Genomic DNA, 20,312 nt, shown 5'->3' on the forward strand with positions numbered 1-20,312 from the left:
AGGGCACAGCCGCCGCGCCGCGGGGCCGTGCCCCCGGTTCAGCGGCGTTTCAGCAGGAGTTCGGTGTTGCGGTCGCCGGGGTCGCCCGCGAGGGAGGTGCGCGCCCCCGGTGCGTTGAAGGACAACTCCCGGTAGAGGGAGGCCAGTCCGGTCTGGGAGAGGTCGTCGAAGTCCGTGCGGTGCGGGGCGGCCGACTCGACGAGCGTGGTGAAGAGCGACAGGGTGCCGTCGTGGTTGTCCACCAGCTCGATGACCCGGGCCAGTTGGGGGAAGTCGACGTGCGAGGCCGTGGAGATCTCCCAGAAGGTGCCGTGCGGGATGATCTCGTTCTTGTGGCTGTGGCCGTTGATCCAGGCCAGGACGTTGCGGTGGCCCTTCAGCAGCGCGATCACCTCGTCGCCGCCGTGCCGCTTCTCGGTGGGGCGGGCCGGGTCGGGGCGCAGGTTCCGCATGGTCTTGCCGGTGTGGTGGCTGAAGACGAGGACGTGGTCGTCGCGGTGTGCGGCGAGGGTGCGGTCCAGCCAGCGGAACTGGGCGGCCCCGAGTGACCCCTCGTAGTGGCCGCCGGAGTTCGTGGTGTCCAGGCTGATGCCGAGGACGCCGTCGGAGATCCGGAACGCGTAGTAGAGGCGATTGGTCTCCAGGTTGGCGGCGGTGTAGCCGTGCCCGACCGGCCCGGCGCCCGCGTACTGCGGGTCGAGGTGGGCCTTGAGGTACTCGCGCGGGGTGAACGGGGCCCGCAGCGGGTCGGGCGTCACACGGCGCATCTGCCGGGTGCGGGTCCGCAGCAGCTCTTCGTACTGCTTGCCCTTGGGGTCCTTGCCCTTCTCGACCGCATCCCAGAGCGCGGCCGCCTCGGCCTTGGCCACGGTCTCCAGCTTGCGGCCGCCGACGGCGAAGTCGGCGAAGAAGTCCTTGCCCGGTGCGTAGCAGCCGCCCGGGAGGCCGTCGTGGTTGCCGACGGTGGAGTACCAGGGCATGCGCAGGCCCGGGCTGTTGACGCTGCGGATCGCCGCGTCCAGGAAGCCGTCCAGCCGGGGGAAGCCGAGTTCCTTGTCCGCGTCGCGCAGCGCGGAGTCCGGCTGCCAGTAGAGCTTCCGGCCGCTGTTCTGCACCCCTTCGTAGTGCCGGGGGTCGCCGGTGTTGGGGGTGATCCGGCCGCCGCTCATGGCGGTGAGGAACCAGTCCAGCTCGGACTTGGCGTTGTTGTCGGTGTTGTCGCCGGTGGTCATGACGAAGCCGAGCGGGGCGCCGGTGACCGGGCCGCCGCGCAGCCCGTTGACCCGCTCGACGAGCGAGACGGCGCCCGCCACCGACAGGGCCTCCTGCGGGCGGAAGGCGCTGATCAGCTCGGAGCGCAGGAACTCGGCGCGCAACGGGTGCTGCACATCGACCACGTGCAGGTCGGTGAACTGCACGAACGAGGCGAGCGCGGTGCGGCGGTCGGTGCGGCCGGACTTCGCGGCGGCCAGCTCGGAGCGGACGACGCGGGACCAGCCGGGGCCGTCGGCGAGCCGCCGGTAGCCGCCGGAGCCGCGCGGCGCGGCGACCGTACGGAGGGTGGTGCCGGCGGTCGACGGGGCGGCGGCGGGGGCGGTCGGCGCGCCCGGCTCCGCCCGGACTGCGCGCCGGACGGCGGGGCGGCCGGTCACCGGCGGCGCCGCCACGGCGGAGCCGCTGCCGGGGCCGAGGGCGAGGCCGAGTCCGGCGGAGGCTCCGACGGCGCCCACGGCGGCGAGCAGGGCACGGCGGTCGACGACGGACGTGACGGACCGGGTCCGGGACATGCGGGTTCCCCCCGAGTGCGTGAGTGCGGGGAGACCCCCGCTCACTGGGGATGGTTGGCACCGGGAGTTTCCGGTGTCTGAACGAGAACGAAACGACCGGCGCCGATCACCGCACATCGACGGCCGGGCGGGCGGAGCGCCATCGGCTCCTCGCGTCGGGGAGGGATGCCGCTCACCGGCTGTTCACCTGCCGGGGAAGGGAGCTTCCGTCCGGGTGCGGGGGAGCTCTCCGTCCGACGCGGGGCCCCAGGGTGCGGGTGTCCGGATCGCGCGGCAGGGGCGCCCCGCGGGGACCGCACGGCCGGGTGCGGGAACCGTCCGGCCGGGTGCGGGCGTCCGGACCGGTGACCACGCGCCGTCGGGGCGGCGACCGCGGGTGACCGGAGGCCGTCGGTCTGCCCCGGTTGATGGGGGTTCGGGGCCGTTGGCGGCTGGCGGAAATGTGCCACAGGAGGAGTACGTCTCCCTAACTCTCCCCAAAAGCCCGTCACTTACATAAAAGTTCGGTCATCCGGTTCCGAATACCGAACAAGGATGACCATGCCTTCATCTTCGATACCCGAGCCCGCCTCGCCCGGGCACAGACGCGCGGCCCGCATCGCGATGGCCGCGGGCCTGGTGGCCGCGCTCGCCACGGCCGGCTTCACCCCCGCAGTCGCCGCGGACGGCAGCCCGTCCCCGGCTCCGGTCAAGTCGGCGGGCGGCAAGCTCGGTTCGGCCGACGCCGAGCTGCTCGCCGAGGCCAGGGCCGAGGGCGACAAGCACGTCACCATGATGATCGCCACCGCGCCCGGCGCGACCGAGCAGGTCACGAAGGAGCTCGACGCCGTCAAGGGCGCCACGGTGGGCCGGCGGTACGACAAGCTCGGCTACGTCCGGGTGACCGTGCCCACCGGCCGTGCCGACGCCGCCATCGAGAAGGCCCAGAAGCTCTCCTCCGTCCACGGCATCGACCTGCGGCAGGAGATCCCGCTTCCGGATCCGGACCCGAAGGCCGACCGCGCCAAGGGCGCGAAGGCCGCCGCGCAGGGCACCTACCCCGGGCCCGGCAAGGACACCCCGGCCAAGAACCCGTACCAGCCCGCCTTCGAGACCGGCGCGGTCGACTTCGTGCAGGACCACCCGAAGGCCGACGGCCGGGGCGTCACCATCGGCGTCCTCGACTCCGGTGTGGACCTCGGCCACCCGGCGCTGCAGAAGACCAGCACCGGCGAGCGCAAGATCGTCGACTGGGTGACGGCGACCGACCCGCTGGTCGACCAGGACGCCACCTGGCGCCCGATGATCTCCGCGGTCAACGGCCCGACCTTCACCTACGGCGGCCGGACCTGGACGGCGCCGGAGGGCTCGTACCTGATCAGCCGGTTCGCGGAGTCCGCCACCACCGGCGGCGACATGGCCGGTGACCTCAACCGGGACGGCGACACCACGGACCGCTGGGGCGTCCTCTACGACCCGGCCGCCGGCACCGTCCGCGTCGACCTCGACGACAACGGCGACTTCGGCGACGACGAGGCCATGAAGCCGTACAAGGACGACCACCAGGTCGGCTACTTCGGCAAGGACAACCCGGAGACGGCCGTCGCCGAACGGATCCCGTTCGTGGTGCAGATCCGCAAGGACGTGCCGACCGGCACCGACGGCAGCAAGGCCGACTTCGTCAACATCGGCGTCATCGAGTCCGAGCACGGCACCCATGTCGCGGGCATCACGGCCGCCAACGGCCTGTTCGGCGGCGAGATGAACGGCGCCGCTCCCGGTGCGAAGATCGTCTCCTCCCGGGCCTGCACCTGGACCGGCGGCTGCACCAACGTCGCGCTCACCGAGGGCATGATCGACCTCGTGGTGAACCGCGGCGTCGACATCGTCAACATGTCGATCGGCGGCCTGCCGGCGCTCAACGACGGCAACAACGCCCGCGCCGAGCTCTACACCCGGCTGATCGACACCTACGGCGTGCAGCTCGTCATCTCCGCGGGCAACAGCGGACCGGGCGCCAACACCATCGGCGACCCCGGCCTGGCCGACAAGGTGATCAGCGTCGGCGCCACCGTCTCCAAGGAGACCTGGGCCGCCAACTACGGCTCCGAGGTGAAGACCGACTACGCGATGATGCCGTTCTCCTCGCGCGGCCCGCGCGAGGACGGCGGCTTCACCCCGACGCTCTCCGCCCCCGGCGCCTCGGTCAACACCACGCAGACCTGGCTGCCCGGCCAGCCGGTCGCCGAGGCCGGCTACCAGCTGCCGCCCGGCTACGGCATGCTGCAGGGCACCTCGATGGCCTCGCCGCAGGCCGCCGGCGCCTCGGCGCTGCTGCTCTCCGCCGCCAAGCAGGAGCGGATCGACCTGAAGCCGGCCGCCCTGCGCACCGCGCTCACCAGCACCGCCCGGCACATCTCCGGCACCCAGGCCTACGAGGAGGGCGCCGGCCTGATCGACATCCGGGGTGCCTGGAAGGCGATCGAGCGCGGCGCGAGCGCCCATGAGTACACCGTCAAGGCGCCGGTGAACACCGCGCTCGCCGACAAGCTGAAGACCCCGGGCTTCGGCACCGGCGTCTACGACCGCGAGGGCGGGCTGAAGCCGGGCAAGTCCCGGACGTACAACGTCACCGTCACCCGGACCACCGGTCCCGACCGTGCGGTCCGCCACCAGGTGAGGCTCCGGAACAACGACGGCACCTTCCGGCTGCTGAGCTACGACGAGATCTCGCTGCCGCTGAACAAGCCGGTCACCGTGCAGGTCGCCGCGAAGCCGGAGACCGCCGGTTTCCACAGCGCGATCCTCACGCTGGACGACGACGACACCGCCGGCATCGACAAGCAGATCCTCACCAGCGTCGTGGCCGCCCAGCCGCTGGCCAAGCCGTCCTACACGGTGAAGGCCTCGGGCACCGCCCGGCGCAACGCCACCACCTCGTACTTCGTGACCGTGCCCAAGGGCGCCGCCTCGCTGGAGGTGGCGATGGGCGGCCTGAAGGAGGGCAGCCAGACCCGGTTCATCGCCATCAGCCCGTACGGGCTGCCGGCCGACCCGACCTCCACGCCGAACTGCTACCCGAACTACCCGAACCCGGCGAACACCTGCCGCCCGGACCTGCGGTCCTACGCGTCCCCCATCCCGGGCGTCTGGGAGATCGAGGTGGAGTCGCGGCGCACCTCGCCGCTGCTGGAGAACCCGTACACGCTGACCGCGACCGCGCTCGGCACCACGTTCGACCCGGCGGTGCAGACCGTGCCGGAGGCGAAGGTGGGCACCCCGGCCCCGGTCGAGTGGAAGGCCGCCAACGGCTTCGCCGCCATCGAGGGGAAGCTCAAGGGTGGCGAGCTCGGCTCCGCCAAGAAGGCCCGGCCCTCGGTCAAGGACGGCGAGTCGCAGCAGACCACCGTGGTGCTCGGTGAGGACGTCTCGCGGCTCGACGTGGCGATCGGCTCGGTGTCGGACACCAAGGCCGACCTGGACCTGAGCGTCTCGCTGGACGGCAAGGTCGTCGGGTCGTCGGCGGACGGCGACTCGGAGGAGGCCGTCAGCCTGGTCAAGCCGAAGGCGGGCACGTACACGATCACCGTGGACGGCTACGCCGTGCCCGCGGGCAGCACCGAGTACGACTACCGCGATGTCTACTCCGCCCCGTCGCTCGGCGAGGTGAAGGTCGACGACGCCAAGGTCGTGAAGCTCGGCAACGGTGCGACCGCCACCGTCGGCGCCCGGGTCGTGGTGGCCGGCGAGGCTCCCGAGGGGCGTGAGTTCTCCGGCACGGTGAGCCTGCTGAACGCGGCCGGAACGATCACCGGGAGTGGCACCGTGCGGATCGGGAAGGTCATCCCGTAACACCGCCCCCTCCCGTCACAGCGGGAGGGGGACGGGGGCGAAGGGCGGGTGTCCATGGGGGGCGCCCGCCCTTCGGCATGCCCGGCGAACCCCATATCTCGTCCGTTTCCGTATGTTTTGTCCAGGCGTTTTGTGGGCCGGACCGGGTAGGGGCACAGGCGGTCGGCCGTCCGGACAGGTGTCCGCTCTCCGGACAACCGATTGGACATTCGGGACCCTCACCGGCTCATGATGAGGGTCCGATGCCGTACCAGCCGGGACGGCCACTGCGGAGAGGAAGCCGGATGAAGGTCGGAATCGTCGGAGCCACCGGTCAGGTCGGCGGTGTCATGCGCAAGGTGCTGGCCGAGCGGGACTTCCCGGCGGAGCAGCTGCGGCTGTTCGCCTCCGCCCGTTCCGCCGGACGGACGCTGCCGTGGCGGGACGGCGAGGTCACCGTGGAGGACGCGGCCACCGCCGACTACTCCGGCCTGGACATCGTGCTGTTCTCGGCCGGCGGCGCCACCTCGCGCGCCATCGCCGAGAAGGTCGCCGCGCAGGGCCCCGTCGTGATCGACAACTCGTCCGCCTGGCGGCTGGACCCGGACGTGCCGCTGGTGGTCGCCGAGGTCAACCCGCACGCCGCGGTGGACCGCCCCAAGGGCATCATCGCCAACCCGAACTGCACCACCATGGCCGCCATGCCGGTGCTGCGCCCGCTGCACCGGGAAGCCGGTCTGAGCACCCTGGTCGCCACCACGTACCAGGCCGTGTCCGGCTCCGGTCTGGCCGGCGTCGCCGAGCTCGACGGCCAGGTGCGCAAGGTCGCCGACCGGGCCACCGAGCTCACCCACGACGGGTCGGCCGCCGACTTCCCGGAGCCGTCCGTCTACCAGAAGCCGATCGCCTTCAACGTGCTCCCGATGGCCGGCAAGATCGTCGACGACGGCCGCTTCGAGACCGACGAGGAGCAGAAGCTCCGCAACGAGAGCCGCAAGATCCTGGAGATCCCGGAGCTCAAGGTCTCCGGCACCTGCGTCCGCGTCCCGGTCTTCACCGGCCACTCGATCCAGGTCAACGCCGCGTTCGACCGGCCGATCAGCGTGGAGCGGGCGTACGAGGTGCTGGCCGGCGCCCCCGGCGTCGCCCTCTCCGAGATCCCGACGCCGCTGGAGGCCGCGGGCCAGGACCCGAGCTACGTGGGCCGCATCCGGGTCGACGAGACCGTGGAGAACGGCCTCGCGCTCTTCCTGTCCAACGACAACCTCCGCAAGGGCGCGGCGCTGAACGCCGTGCAGATCGCCGAGCTGGTGGCGGCGGAGCTGAGCTGACGCGGGCGCCCGCGGGCGCGTTGCACTGTGCGGCCGGACGTCCCTCGGGGCGTCCGGCCGCACGGCTTTTCCACCGGGTCGCGGCAGGGGTGGCGGGGGCGGTGGCCCCACCGGACCTCCGGACGGGTTCCCGACGGGTGCGCCGCGTCGCGCGGACGGGCTCCGGAGCCCGTCCGCGGCAGCGTGGATCATTCCTCCGTCCGCACCCGCCGGGCGTGGAAGGATGGCCGGAAAGACTCGGAAAACAAGGAGATGACCAGGTGCCTGGCACGAACCTCACCCGCGAGGAGGCGCAGCGGCGGGCCCGCCTGCTGCACGTCGACTCCTATGAGATCGACCTCGACCTGAGCGGGGCCCAGGAGGGCGGCACATACCGGTCGGCGACCACGGTGCGCTTCGACTCCGCGGAGGCCGGGGCGGAGACCTTCATCGACCTGGTCGCGCCGGCCGTGCACGACGTGGTGCTCAACGGCACCGCCCTCGACCCCGCCGAGGTCTTCCGGGACAGCCGGATCACCCTGCCGTCGCTCGAAGCCGGCCCGAACGAGCTCACGGTCGTCGCCGACTGCGCGTACACCAACACCGGTGAGGGCCTGCACCGGTTCGTCGACCCGGTGGACCAGCAGGCGTACCTCTACACCCAGTTCGAGGTGCCGGACGCCCGCCGAGTCTTCGCGTCGTTCGAGCAGCCGGACCTGAAGGCGACGTTCCGGTTCACCGTGAAGGCCCCCGAGGGCTGGACGGTCATCTCCAACTCCCCCACGCCCGAACCCGCCGACAACGTCTGGCGCTTCGAGCCGACGCCGCGGATCTCCAGCTACATCACGGCGCTGATCGTCGGCCCGTACCACAGCGTGCACAGCAGCTGGGAGGGGAACGGCCGCAGCGTGCCGCTCGGCATCTACTGCCGTCCGTCGCTCGCCGAGCACCTCGACGCGGACGCCATCTTCGACGTCACCCGGCAGGGCTTCGACTGGTTCGAGGAGAAGTTCGACTACGCGTACCCGTTCGCCAAGTACGACCAGCTCTTCGTGCCGGAGTTCAACGCGGGCGCGATGGAGAACGCGGGTGCGGTGACCATCCGCGACCAGTACGTCTTCCGTTCGAAGGTGACGGACGCCGCGTACGAGACGCGCGCCGAGACGATCCTCCACGAGCTGGCGCACATGTGGTTCGGCGACCTCGTCACCATGGAGTGGTGGAACGACCTGTGGCTGAACGAGTCGTTCGCCACCTACACCTCCATCGCCTGCCAGGCGCACGCGCCGGGCAGCAAGTGGCCGCACTCCTGGACCACGTTCGCGAACTCCATGAAGACCTGGGCGTACCGGCAGGACCAGCTTCCGTCCACCCACCCGATCATGGCCGAGATCCGCGACCTGGACGACGTCCTCGTCAACTTCGACGGCATCACCTACGCCAAGGGCGCCTCGGTGCTCAAGCAGCTGGTGGCGTACGTCGGCATGGACGAGTTCTTCGAGGGCGTGCAGGCCTACTTCAAGCGGCACGCCTTCGGGAACACCCGGCTCAGCGATCTGCTCGGCGCCCTGGAGGAGACCTCCGGCCGCGACCTGAAGGCCTGGTCGAAGAAGTGGCTGGAGACCGCCGGGATCAACATCCTCCGCCCGGAGATCGAGACGGACTCCGCGGGGGCCATCCGCTCCTTCGCCGTCCGGCAGGAGGCCCCGGCGCTGCCGGCGGGCGCCCAGGGCGAGCCGACGCTGCGGCCGCACCGCATCGCCATCGGCTGCTACGACCTCCAGGACGGCAGGCTGGTCCGCACCGAGCGGGTGGAGCTGGACGTCGACGGTGAGCTGACCGAGGTCCCGGCGCTGGCGGGCAAGCGGCGCCCGGACGTGATCCTGCTCAACGACGACGACCTCACCTACACCAAGGTCCGGCTGGACGCCGACTCGCTGGCCACGGTCACCCGGCACCTGGGCGACTTCGAGGCCTCACTGCCGCGGGCGCTGTGCTGGGCCTCGGCCTGGGACATGACCCGCGACGGCGAGCTGGCCGCCCGCGACTACCTCGCCCTGGTGCTGTCCGGCATCGGCAAGGAGTCGGACATCGGCGTGGTCCAGTCGCTGCACCGCCAGGTGAAGCTGGCCCTCGACCTGTACGCCGCCCCGGACTGGCGGGAGACCGGTCTGGCGCGGTGGACCGAGACCGCCCTGGAGCAGCTGCGCGCGGCCCGCCCCGGCAGCGACCACCAGCTGGCGTGGGCCCGGGCGTTCGCGGCCACGGCCCGCACCGACGCCCAGCTCGACCTGGTCTCCGGCCTGCTGGAGGGCACCGAGACGATCGAGGGGCTGGCCGTCGACGCCGAGCTCCGCTGGTCACTGCTCCAGCGGCTGGCGGCGACCGGCCGGGCGGACGAGAAGGCCATCGCGGCGGAGCTGGAGCGGGACCGGACGTCGGCGGGCGAGCGGCACGCGGCGACCGCCCGCGCGGCCCGGCCCACCCGGGAGGCGAAGGCCGACGCCTGGGCCTCGGTCGTGGAGTCCGACGAGCTGCCGAACGCGGTGCAGGAGGCGGTGATCGGCGGCTTCGTCCAGACCGACCAGCGCGAGCTGCTGGCGCAGTTCAGCCCGCGGTACTTCGCCGCGGTGAAGGGCATCTGGGAGACCCGCAGCCACGAGATGGCCCAGCAGATCGCGGTCGGACTGTACCCGGTGCTCCAGGTCTCGCAGGCGACGCTGGACTCCACCGACGCCTGGCTGGCCTCGGCCGAGCCGTCGGCGGCACTGCGCCGGCTGGTCACCGAGTCGCGGGCGGGCGTCGAGCGCGCCCTGAAGGCCCAGGCGGCGGACGCGGCGGCAGCCGGCCGGGCCTGACGGCACCGCACGCACGAGGGCGCCCCGGGACGAGGTCCTGGGGCGCCCTCGGATGCGTGGGGGCCGACGAACAGCCGGTGAACACCCCGGCTTCGGACCCGTCCCGGTCCGCGGGCCGCCGCACGGCTGGCCGGCGGAGTCAGCCGGGTGCGGACGCGTTCTCCGGCCGCTCCTCGCCCGGCCGGTCCTCCCCCCGCCGGCCGCGGCGGGTCTCCCGCAGGTGCTCCACCGCCATGGCGTCCGTCCGCTCCGGTGAGCCGCCGAGCCGGTGCACCACGACCCACTGGCCGTCCGGGAAGGCCCCGGCGAAGGCGGAGGCGTTCCGGGTGGCACCGTTGTGCCAGGTCAGTCCGGCAGCCGACTGCCAGGTCGGGGCCGGGGCACCGAGTCTCCCCTCGACCAGCAGGCCGACGACGAGATCGGCCGTGGCCCGCGGTGTGGCCCACATGCCCCCGGCGGGGAGGATGGCGCCGTCCATCGTCCAGGGCCTGAGCTCCCTCCCGAACAGCCCGCGTGCGACCAGCCGCCGGCCCGGCGGACGGACCGCCACACCGTGCTCCACGCCCAGGGGCTGGAGGACGTGCTCCCGCACCAGCTCCTCGTAGGGCCGCGCGCCCGCCGCCACCAGGGCCGCACCGAGCAGCGCGTATCCGAGGTTGGAGTACTCCGTCGACGCGCCGGGGGCCGCGGTGGTGAGCGCGTCCAGCCGGCCGGTCAGCGCGCGGAGCGCAGCGTCGGTGAACGCGGCGTAGGGGTCCCGGCCGGTCAGGCCCGGGGGCAGCCTCGGGAGTCCCGAGGTGTGCTCGGCGAGGTGCCGCAGCGTGATGCCGGTGCCCGCCGGGGCGTTGAGGAAACGATCCACCGGATCGTCGGGGTCGAGCGTGCCCGCGGCGGCCAGCCGCAGGAGCAGGGTTCCGGTGAGGACCTTGGTGAGCGAGCCGATCTCCACGAAGGCGTCCGGGTCGTGCCCGTGGCTCACCCGGGGTGCCGCATGGCTGCTCAACAGACAGGTGGGGACACGACGCACGGGGGGTTCCCTTCGGGACGGGCGCGGACGGCGGGGATGCGGGCGCGGGCCGGTCAGCCGCGCCGGGGCACCGCGCAGGCCGCGGTGGAGCCGGGCATGCGCAGCCGGTTGGCGGAGACCCAGGCGTAGACGCGCCGGGCGCAGAAGCGGACCCCCGGCAGGGTGAGGAGCGCCGCCGCGGCGCGATGGCGACGGGCCGGCGCCGAGCGTACATACGCGGCGATGGCGTCGGCCCCGCCGCACACGACGGTGGCACCCCGGAACACCAGCACCTCGTGGTCCAGCCGTTCGACATGGGGCCCGGTGACCGCGTCGGGCAGCGACTGCCACGGCACGGCCCGCATCCTGGGCCGGGCCCGGGCGGTGAGCGTGTCGATCGTCCGCTGGCAGAAGCCGCAGTCCCCGTCGAAGGCCAGGACCGGCAGGTCGCGGCCGCCCGTCGGGCGGTGGTGGCGACGGCCGGGCGCGTCGGCACGGCTCTCGTTCGGCGCTGGTTCGGACGCCATGACGGATCCCCCTCTGCACACACGGTCGTCTGCCATTCTGCGGCACCCCGGCCGGTGGCCCGCCACCGGGCCGGACGGGACGCCGGTCCCCCGGCCGTGCAACCGCGCATGTCCTCACGGCCGTTGGCGGCACTCCGTGGTCGCGACCACCGGGGGCTGATTCCTTCCCTGCGACCACCGGGGGCTGATCCCCTTCACCGGAATCGCCTCGCACCGGCGTCCCGCGCGGCCCGGCGTCGCCGTCCCCGCTCCGCGGCGGAGGCCGGGCATCGGACGCCGGGCATCGGGCATCGGGCATCGGGCATCGGGCATCGGTACAGCGTGCGCCGGGCACCGGAACACCCGCGCGGCGCGCCGCATGCCCTGCCGCCGGCCCCGAGAACAGCCGCTCAGCGGCCGTAAGCAGCACGAGGGCGCCCCGGGCCTCGCTCGGCCGGGGCGCCCTCGTGCTCAGGTGTGTGTTCGCGCAGCGTCGCCGCGGAGGTGACGCGGAAGTGCGTCAGCCCTGCGGCTTGCGGCTCTTGTCGCCGACCATCACCAGGCCGGTGATCACCAGGAACAGCACGATGGGGGCGAAGACATAGAGTCCGAGCGTCTCGCCGACGCTCAGGCCCGGGCCCGGGTCGTCGCCGGCGTCGCGGGTCAGCGCGAGGGCGGGGGACGACATCAGCAGCATCATCAGCGTCGTACCGGCCGTGACAGCTCCGGCGCGCAGGGTGTTCTTCTTGTCCACAGGGTCACCGTAGCGGGCGGCCCCGCGGCCTGCGCGGCCGGGGTGCCCCTCCGGAGCCCCTCGGCCGGGACGCTTCCCGGGACGGAGCGGCGGGTGAGCCGCCTCAGGGAGCCGGACGGAGCGGGCGGTCGTCCCCGCCCGTCGGGCGCCGCGGCTCGGGCGCGTCGTCCCGGCCGTACGGACCGGGCCCGGGGCGAGCCGGACCGTGCGACCCGGGCCCGGAGCGTCCCACGGGCCCGGCGGGCTCCGACGGCGGCAACCCGGCCGCGGCGGGAGACGGCACGACCGGAGACGGTGCCGTCGGAGACGCCACAGCCGGGCCGGGCATCCGTTCCGCGAGCTCCGTCATCAGCGCGCGCAGCCGCGGGGAGGCCGCGAGCTGTTCCAGGGTGACCGGGCGGCCGTCGGCGCCCGCGACCGGGAGGCGCCAGTTCGGGTACTGGTCCCAGGTGCCGGGCAGGTTCTGGGGCCGGCGGTCGCCGACGCCGTCCGGCAGCCAGACCCCGACCATGCTCGCCGGAGTGCGCGCGAGGAAGCGGTGGACCGCCCGGATCGCCTCCTCCTCGTCCTCGACGCCCTCCGGACCCTCGCCGCCCTCCGGCAGCAGTCCGAGGCGCCGCAGCAGGCTCAGCCACTCGGCGACCTCGGCCGCGTCCGCGGCCCGTTCCTCGGCGAGCGGGCGGGACAGCAGCCCGAGCCCGTGCCGCAGTTCGACGTGCTCGCCGGTGAGGCGTGCCGCGGTGCTCGGCAGGTCGTGCGTGGTCGCGGTGGCGAGGCAGCCGGCGCGCCAGGCCTCCGGCTCCAGCGGACGGGCGGCGCCGTCCGCCGCGCCCGCGTAGTCGCGCTCGAACCAGAGCACCGAGGTGCCCAGGACCCCGCGTCCGGCCAGGGCGTCGCGGACGCCCGGCTCGACCGTGCCCAGGTCCTCGCCCAGGACCACCGCGCCCGCGCGGTGCGCCTCCAGGGCCAGCACGCCGAGCATCGCCTCGGCGTCGTAGCGGACGTAGGTGCCCTGCGTCGGCGGGCGGCCCTCGGGTACCCACCACAGCCGGAACAGGCCCATCACGTGGTCGATGCGCAGCGCGCCCGCGTGCCGGAGGAGGCCGCGCAGCAGCTCGCGGTACGGGGCGTGTCCCGCGGCGGCCAGCACGTCGGGCCGCCAGGGCGGCAGCCCCCAGTCCTGGCCCCGGGAGTTGAAGGCGTCCGGGGGCGCGCCGACGGACATGCCGGTGGCGAAGGCGTCCTGCCGGGCCCAGACGTCCGCGCCCCCGGGGTGCACCCCGACGGCGAGGTCGTGGACGAGGCCGATGCCCATCCCGGCGTCCCGCGCGGCCCGCTGGGCGTCGGCGAGCTGGACGTCGGTCAGCCAGGCCAGCCAGCGGTGGAAGTCGACGCGGTCGCGCAGCTCGGCGCGGGCCCGCGCGGTGTGCGCGGAGCGGGGATCCCGCAGGCCGGCGGGCCAGTCGTGCCAGTCGGGGCCGTGGATCTCGGCCAGCGCGCACCAGGTGGCGTGGTCCTCCAGGGCCTGCCCCTGGGCGGCGAGGAAGTCGGCGTGGGCGGCGCGGCGGCCGGGGCCCGGCTCCACGGCGCGCACCAGTTCCAGGGCTTCGCGCTTGAGCCGCCACACCGCGTCGCGGTCGATCAGGGCGTCCCCGTGGAGCACCCCGTCCCGTAACGCGGCGGCCTGCCCCACGAGCCGCGCGGCGCGGTCCCGGGCCGGGCCGGTCAGGTCGGCGTACTCGGGGACCTGGGTGACCCGCAGGTGGACGGGGTCGGGGAAGCGGCGGGAGGAGGGGCGGTACGGCGAGGGGTCGGTCGGATCCGTGTCCCGGCCCCGCACGGCGGCGTGCAGCGGGTTGAGCTGGAGGAATCCGGTGCCGAGGGACCGTCCGGACCAGGCGGCGAGGTCGGCCAGATCGCCGAGGTCGCCCATGCCCCAGGAGCGGGCGGAGAGCAGGGAGTAGAGCTGGACCAGGAAGCCGTACGTCCGGGCGGCGGGCTGCGGGACGCGGTCCGGGGCGACGATCAGGGTGGCGCGGCCGGTGCGGCCGTCGGGGGCCGTGGCGTGCAGCAGATGCGTGCCGAGCGGGATCCGGCGCGCGGGACCGGGGCCCGGCGTCCCCGCGGGCGGGGTCATTGCGCGGAGGAGGGCGGCGGTGTCCCACGGCAGCTGCTCGCCGTGCTCGGTCTCGATGTGCAGCACGGTGCCGTCCGGGAGGGACGGGACCGGGGCACCCGCGGCCGGGAGGCCCCGCAACGGGGCTCCGGGGGCCGCGGTGCCGGTCGCGGGCGCGCCGCCGGCCGCGGGAGGGGCGGTCGGGGGCGGCGCGGCAGAGGCGACGGGTGTGTGCAGGACCACGGTGTCGGGCAGCAGGCGGCCCGCTGCCCGGTGGGCCTGGAGGTCGAGGGCTGCTCGGACGGCTCGGGGCGTGGTGGCGTCGACTCCCAGCGCGGCGAGGACGGCGACGACCGTGTCCTCGGGCACATCGACGGTACGGCCCGGCGAGGGCTCGTACGCGGTGGCGACTCCGTGCAGTACGGCGAGCCGCGCAAGGCCCATCTAGACCTCCATGGACTCCGTACCCGCGCCCTGGCCGGTCGCGGTCGGCTCACTGGTCAGGGGAAGTTCGGTGGCGAGCGGCGGCTCGCTGGTGAGGGGGCAGCATTCGGCCAGCGGCGGCTCACTGGTGAGCGGCGGCTCGGCCCACTCACTGGAGCTCGCGCCGTCCAGGCCGGAGTCCGGGTCGGACAGGCCGTCGAGGTCGAGCGGATTGGCAGGCATCGGATCCAGGGGGTCGACGACGGGGGCTGCGGGTTTGGAACGGGTGGACAGAAGCAGAGGTGCGGACGCGGCCACGAGGGGCCTCCCTGGGGTGTTCCTCGGCAGTGGGTCGAATCGAGCCCTACCCAGCGGATGCCGGAGCAGACGTAAACACCCGGGGAAGGTGTCCCAGCTCACAATAGGCATACCGTGCCCGATTTCACGGCCGGACGGGCTTCCGGACGCAGGGATTGCCGGAGAACGGGCGTCTCGGACGGCGGATTTTCTGCGGGGGCGGCGGTGACGATCACGGGGACGAGGGGTGGACGCCGGGTCGGGCGGCGCGCTCGGCGACCGCGCCCGATCAGGGCCGCCACCAGCGGCGATGCCGCTCCGTTCCCGCCCGGCCCGGCCCGGTCGGCACTGCGGAAACCCGGCGCGTCCTCGGTCACGGCCCGGCGCGGCCTCGGCCCGGCGCGACCTCGGTCACGGCCCGGCCTCGGTCACGGCCCGGCCTCGGGCCGGCGCGCTCCGGGCGCCCTCGGAGGTCCCGCTTCAGTAAACCCGGGGCCGCCGGTCCCGCCAGGGTGCGGCGGCCTCCAGCTGGGCCGCGAGTGACAGCAGCGGGCCCTCCGAGCCGTGCGGTCCGCCCAGCATCATGCCGACCGGCAGCCCCGCGCCGGTCCAGCCGAGCGGCAGGGAGACGGCGGGCAGACCGGCGATGTTCCACGGCGCGGTGAACGGGGTGAAGGCGAGCTGCGCCCGGAAGTCGGCGGCCGGGTCCGCGTCGTCACGCAGGGCGCCCACCGGCTGCGGGAGCTGGGCGAGCGTCGGGGTGAGCACCGCGTCGAAGGGGGCCACCGCCGCGGCGAAGCGGCGCCCCGCGGCCTGCATGGCGGCGAGCGCGAGGGCGTAGTCCACGCCGTCGGTCGCCCGGCCCTGGTCGCGCAGGTAGCGGGTGAGCGGCATCAGCTCGGCCTCGCGCTCCGGCGGCACCGGCGGCAGCGCGGACAGGACCGCCCAGACGGGCGTGAAGGCGTCCCGGTCGCCGGGGCGCAGCGGCTGCTCGGCCTCCACGACCTCGTGCCCCAGCTCGGCGAGGAGGGCGGATGTCTTCTCGTAGGCGTCCAGCACCTCCGGCGCCACCTCGGCACCCGGCACGTCGGGGCGGGCCCAGCGGCCGATCCGCAGCCGGCCGGGGGGCCGCTCGCACCAGTCGAGGAACGGGCCGGCCGGCGGCGCGACGGGGGACGGGTCGCCCGGCACCGGGCCGGCCATGACGTCGAAGAGCGCCGCCGTGTCGCGGACCGTGCGCGCCAGCGGCCCCGCGGTGACGAGCCCGCTGACGTCACCCAGCGGCGCCGGACTGACCCGGCCGCGGCTCGGCTTGAGACCGACGAGGCCGCAGCAGCTCGCCGGGATGCGGATGGAACCGCCGCCGTCGCTGCCGGGCGCGGCGGGGGCGAGCCCCGCGGCGACGGCGGCCGCCGCGCCGCCGCTGGAGCCGCCCGCGCCGAGCGCCGGGTCGTACGGGGTGCGGGCCGGCGGGCCGACCCGGCTCTCGGTGTACGCGGGGAGCCCGAACTCGGGGGTGCTGGTCTTGCCGAGCAGGACGGTCCCGGCGCGTTCGAGCAGGGCGACGAGGTGGGTGACGGCCTCCGGCGGCGCGGTCCGGTCGGCGAACACGGCCGATCCGGCGGTCCAGCGGACACCGGGCACCGGGTCGAGGTCCTTGACCGGCAGCGGCACCCCGAGCAGCGGCGGGAGGTCACCGCCGCCCCGGCGGGCGAGGAGGTCCGCGGCCCGGCGGGCGTCGTCCAGCGCGCGGTCCGCGGTGACGGTGACGTACGCTCCGACGGTGTCGTCGAGGCGTTCGATCCGGCGCAGATAGTGCTCGGCGAGTTCGACGGGTGACAGGGCGCCGTTCCGGATCGCCGCTGCCTGTTCCAGCATCGTGAGCTCGTGCGGGTCGGCCATTCGGCCACTGTACGGCGTACGCGGGGCACGGGGCCGGGGTCGAGGATCGGCCGGAACCGGGCGCGTTCGTACCGTCCGCGCCCCTCCCCGGAGCCCGCGCCCTCTCCGGAGCCCGCGCTCCCCGCGCAGGGGGGGGAAGCGGCGGTGGCCGCCCCGGCCCCGGGACGCCACCCCCGTCCGGGAACGGCCACCGAGTACAACGGCCACCGAGTACGCGGACCGCCCGCCCGGAGGAGCAGCCACCCGGTACAGCGCGCCCCGGGGAGCAGTCGCCGACTGCGGCGCCGCCCGCCCGGGCTGCTGCCGAGCCACCGTCAGGGCGGGCCCGTACGGCGCCCGGTGGGCCCGTGCGCCGCCCCGCGCGCGGGGTGAGCGGTCTCCTCGGGGAGCAACCCGCCCACATCGGTCACCGTCGTTGACACCCCCGTGAAGCGGGTGGTGGGCTCGGTGCCCATTGGCACACCAGCGACCGGGCGAGGAGACAGCCGTGCAGCTGCGGGGGAGCGGACCGTACGGGCGCCGGGAGCGGGGCGGACGGGTGGCCGGGGCGACGGCGCTGGCGGCCGCGGTCATCGGCGGGCTGCTCGGCGGCGCTCCCGGCGCGGTGGCCGCTCCTCCCCCGCAGCCGGGCGGCTCCAGTGCGGCGGCCGAGGACCGGGAGAGCGACAGCGGGGTTCCGGCCGTGTGGCCCCGGCCGCAGCAGGCACGCGCCCAGGGGTCGCCCGTCCGGGTGACCGACGCGGTCGTGCTGGTGGCCGAGGACGGCGCCGATCCGCACGCCCTGGAAGTGCTGCGCGCCGCGCTGCGGTCCGCCGGGGCCCGCACCGTGGTGGACCACCGTCCCGATGCCCCGCTGCCCGCCCGCGGACTCGTCGTCCGGGCCGACCGGCGGGGCGCGCAGGAGGCGTTGCGCGCCCTGCGGGCTCCCGCGCGCGGGGACCTGCCGTCCGGCGGCTACCGGCTGGCGTCCGGCCGGGTCGGCGGCCGGGACACCGTGGCGCTCGACGGCGTCGGGCCGGACGGGCTCTTCCACGCGGCGCAGACGCTGCGGCAGCTCACGGTGGGCCGGGACGGGGCGCGGTCGTTCGCCGGGGTGCAGGTGCGCGACTGGCCCACGACCGCGGTGCGCGGGATGACCGAGGGCTTCTACGGCTCGCCCTGGTCCCTCGAACAGCGCCTCGGCCAGCTCGCCTTCATGGGCCGCACCAAGCAGAACCGCTATCTGTACGCCCCCGGCGACGACCCGTACCGCCAGGCCCGCTGGCGCGATCCGTACCCGGCCGCCGACCGGTCCGCGTTCCGGCGGCTGGCCGAGGGGGCCCGGCGCAACCACGTCACCCTGGGCTGGGCCGTCTCCCCCGGCCAGGCGTTCTGCTTCTCCTCCGACGAGGATCTGCGGGCGCTGAGCCGCAAGGTCGAGTCGATGTGGGCGCTGGGGGTGCGCTCGTTCCAGCTGCAGTTCCAGAACGTGAGCTACAGCGAGTGGCACTGCGACGAGGACGGCGACCGGTTCGGTTCGGGGCCCGCCGCCGCGGCGAAGGCGCAGGCGCGCGTGGCGAACGCGGTGGCCCGGCGGCTCGCCGAGCGCCACCCGGAGGCGCCCGCGCTGTCCCTGATGCCGACCGAGTTCTACCAGGACGGCGCCACGGCCTACCGGAACGCCCTCGCCGAGCGGCTGGACAAGCGCGTGGAGGTGGCGTGGACCGGGGTGGGCGTGGTGCCGCGGACCATCACCGGAGGCGAACTCCGGGACGCCCGCGCCGCGTTGGACCACCCGCTGTTCACCATGGACAACTACCCGGTCAACGACTTCGCGCAGGACCGCCTCTTCCTCGGCCCCTACACCGGCCGGGAGCCGGCCGTCGCGACCGGCTCGGCCGCGCTGCTGGCCAACGCGATGGAGCAGCCGGCCGCCTCGCGCATCCCGCTCTTCACGGCCGCCGACTACGCCTGGAACCCACGCGGCTACCGCCCCCAGGAGTCCTGGACGGCGGCGGTGGCCGAGCTCGCGGGCCCGGACCGGGAGACCCGTGAGGCAGTGGCCGCGCTGGCGGGCAACGACGCCTCGTCCATGCTCGGCGGGAGCGAGTCCGCCTATCTGCGGCCGCTCATGGCGGAGCTCCGGGAGGCCTACGCGGACCGGGACCGCCGGAAGCTGACCGCGGCGGCGGAGCGGCTGCACCACGCCTTCACGGTGATGCGCGAGGCCCCGCGGCGGCTGTCCGGCCACCCGCTCGCCCGCGACGCGAAGCCCTGGCTGGCGCAGCTGGCCCGGTACGGCGAGGCGGGCGGACGCGCGGTGGACATGCTGCTGGCCCAGGCGGCGGACGACGGTCCGCGGGCCTGGCGCGCCCAGCTGGACGTCCGCCGGCTGCGCAAGGAGATCGGCGCCGCGTCCGCGACCGTCGGCCGGGGCGTCCTGTCGCCGTTCCTGACCGAGGCCCTCCGCCTGGGCGACCACTGGACCGGCGCGGACCGGGTGCGGTCCCGTACCTCCTTCACCGAGGGCCCGTCCTCGCTGACCCTGGCCCTGGACCGGGCCCGCCCGCTGGCGGCGGTGAGCGTGCTGTCCGAGCCGGCCGGGCGCGGCGGGACCGCGGTGACGGTGCGGGCGCATGTCCCGGGTGCGGGCTGGCGCCGGGTCGGTGCGCTGTCCGACGACGGCTGGACCCAGTTGCAGGGCCGCGAGGTGCGGGCCGACGCGCTGCGGCTGTCCTGGCCGGAGGACGGCGAGGCCCCGGCGGTGCACAGCGTGGTGCCGTGGTTCGCGGACACCCCGGCCGCGCGGTTCGAGCTGAGCAGCGGCGAGACGGACGCCGAGATCGGCGGGGAGCCGCAGACCGTCACCGCGGAGATCACCTCGCAGCGCCCCTCGCGCATCCGCGGCCGGCTGGTGGCCGACGCCCCGAAGGGCATCCGGGTCGAGGTCCCCGAGGGGACGGTGGCGCCGCGCGGGGCGAGGACGACCGTGCCCGTGCGGGTCTCGGTGCCCGAGGGCACCCGGGCCGGCCGTTACGAGGTGCCCGTGGACTTCGGCGGGGAGCGGCGCACCCTGGCGGTGCGGGCGTTCCCGCGGGCCGGGGGCCGGGATCTGGCGCGCGGCGCGAAGGCCACCTCCTCGGGCGACGAGACGGCGGACTTCCCCGCCTCGGCCGCCGTCGACGGGAACCCCCGGTCCCGCTGGTCCTCCCCCGTCGAGGACGGCGCCTGGCTCCAGCTGGAGCTGGACCGGCCCGCCCGGGTCGGCCGGCTGGTGCTGCACTGGCAGGACGCGTACGCCGCCGGGTACCGCGTCCAGGTCTCGCCCGACGGCCGCCGCTGGCGCACGGCGGCGACGGTCCGGGAGGGCCGGGGCGGCCGGGAGACGGTCGGGCTGGACGCGCCCAAGGACACCCGGTTCGTCCGGATCCAGGGCGACCGGCGCGCCACCCGCTTCGGCTACTCGCTCTGGTCGGTGGAGGCGTACGCGGTCAGCGACTGAGGGGGCCTTGCGCGAGAGGGTGCTTTGGAGAGGGCGCCTTGCACGAGAGGGGTCCTTGCACG

Annotated in this window: 11 protein-coding genes; 4 read left to right on the plus strand and 7 right to left on the minus strand. The window is 74.8% G+C overall.

Annotated elements, in window-relative coordinates; all coding sequences use genetic code 11:
• Positions 1 to 38 precede the first annotated feature (38 nt).
• Positions 39 to 1,787, minus strand: a complete 1,749-nt coding sequence (locus ACFYYR_RS02425; protein ID WP_388846012.1) for a TIGR03767 family metallophosphoesterase — start codon at positions 1,785 to 1,787, stop codon at positions 39 to 41.
• Positions 1,788 to 2,327: 540 nt separating this feature from the next.
• On the opposite strand from ACFYYR_RS02425, the gene ACFYYR_RS02430 reads away from it, so the two are divergent.
• The 3 genes from ACFYYR_RS02430 (at position 2,328) to pepN (ending at position 9,765) form a co-directional block, all read left to right on the plus strand.
• Positions 2,328 to 5,618 (plus strand): S8 family serine peptidase, encoded by a 3,291-nt coding sequence (locus ACFYYR_RS02430; RefSeq protein WP_388846014.1) that lies wholly within the window; start codon positions 2,328 to 2,330, stop codon positions 5,616 to 5,618.
• A gap of 284 nt (positions 5,619 to 5,902) precedes the next feature.
• Positions 5,903 to 6,928, plus strand: coding sequence for an aspartate-semialdehyde dehydrogenase (locus tag ACFYYR_RS02435; RefSeq protein WP_388846017.1), 1,026 nt, complete (start codon positions 5,903 to 5,905; stop codon positions 6,926 to 6,928).
• Positions 6,929 to 7,188: 260 nt separating this feature from the next.
• Positions 7,189 to 9,765: an aminopeptidase N gene (gene pepN, locus ACFYYR_RS02440; protein ID WP_388846020.1), complete on the plus strand. Its 2,577-nt coding sequence runs from the start codon at positions 7,189 to 7,191 to the stop codon at positions 9,763 to 9,765.
• Positions 9,766 to 9,904: 139 nt separating this feature from the next.
• On the opposite strand, the gene ACFYYR_RS02445 is transcribed toward pepN, so the two are convergent.
• The 6 genes from ACFYYR_RS02445 to ACFYYR_RS02470 all read right to left on the minus strand — a co-directional run bounded on the left by ACFYYR_RS02445 (position 9,905) and on the right by ACFYYR_RS02470 (position 16,769).
• The gene (locus ACFYYR_RS02445) at positions 9,905 to 10,792 is read right to left on the minus strand and encodes a serine hydrolase domain-containing protein (RefSeq protein WP_388846023.1); all 888 of its coding nucleotides are present in this window, start codon (positions 10,790 to 10,792) and stop codon (positions 9,905 to 9,907) included.
• 53 nt (positions 10,793 to 10,845) lie between these two features.
• The gene (locus ACFYYR_RS02450) at positions 10,846 to 11,298 is read right to left on the minus strand and encodes a thiol-disulfide oxidoreductase DCC family protein (RefSeq protein ID WP_388846026.1); all 453 of its coding nucleotides are present in this window, start codon (positions 11,296 to 11,298) and stop codon (positions 10,846 to 10,848) included.
• Positions 11,299 to 11,797: 499 nt separating this feature from the next.
• Positions 11,798 to 12,031 (minus strand): hypothetical protein, encoded by a 234-nt coding sequence (locus tag ACFYYR_RS02455; RefSeq protein WP_351515281.1) that lies wholly within the window; start codon positions 12,029 to 12,031, stop codon positions 11,798 to 11,800.
• 103 nt (positions 12,032 to 12,134) lie between these two features.
• On the minus strand, positions 12,135 to 14,591 hold the full coding sequence (gene malQ, locus ACFYYR_RS02460) for a 4-alpha-glucanotransferase (protein WP_388846030.1): 2,457 nt from the start codon (positions 14,589 to 14,591) through the stop codon (positions 12,135 to 12,137).
• Positions 14,592 to 14,888: a hypothetical protein gene (locus ACFYYR_RS02465; RefSeq protein WP_388846033.1), complete on the minus strand. Its 297-nt coding sequence runs from the start codon at positions 14,886 to 14,888 to the stop codon at positions 14,592 to 14,594.
• Positions 14,889 to 15,347: 459 nt separating this feature from the next.
• Positions 15,348 to 16,769 (minus strand): amidase, encoded by a 1,422-nt coding sequence (locus ACFYYR_RS02470; RefSeq protein WP_388846036.1) that lies wholly within the window; start codon positions 16,767 to 16,769, stop codon positions 15,348 to 15,350.
• A 487-nt stretch (positions 16,770 to 17,256) separates the two neighbouring features.
• Here ACFYYR_RS02470 and ACFYYR_RS02475 point away from each other — a divergent pair, with 487 nt between their 5' ends.
• Positions 17,257 to 20,250, plus strand: a complete 2,994-nt coding sequence (locus tag ACFYYR_RS02475) for a beta-N-acetylglucosaminidase domain-containing protein (protein ID WP_388846038.1) — start codon at positions 17,257 to 17,259, stop codon at positions 20,248 to 20,250.
• Positions 20,251 to 20,312 lie beyond the last annotated feature (62 nt).

The sequence above is a fragment of the Streptomyces sp. NPDC001922 genome, assembly GCF_042891165.1.
In the GTDB taxonomy this organism is placed as follows: domain Bacteria; phylum Actinomycetota; class Actinomycetes; order Streptomycetales; family Streptomycetaceae; genus Streptomyces.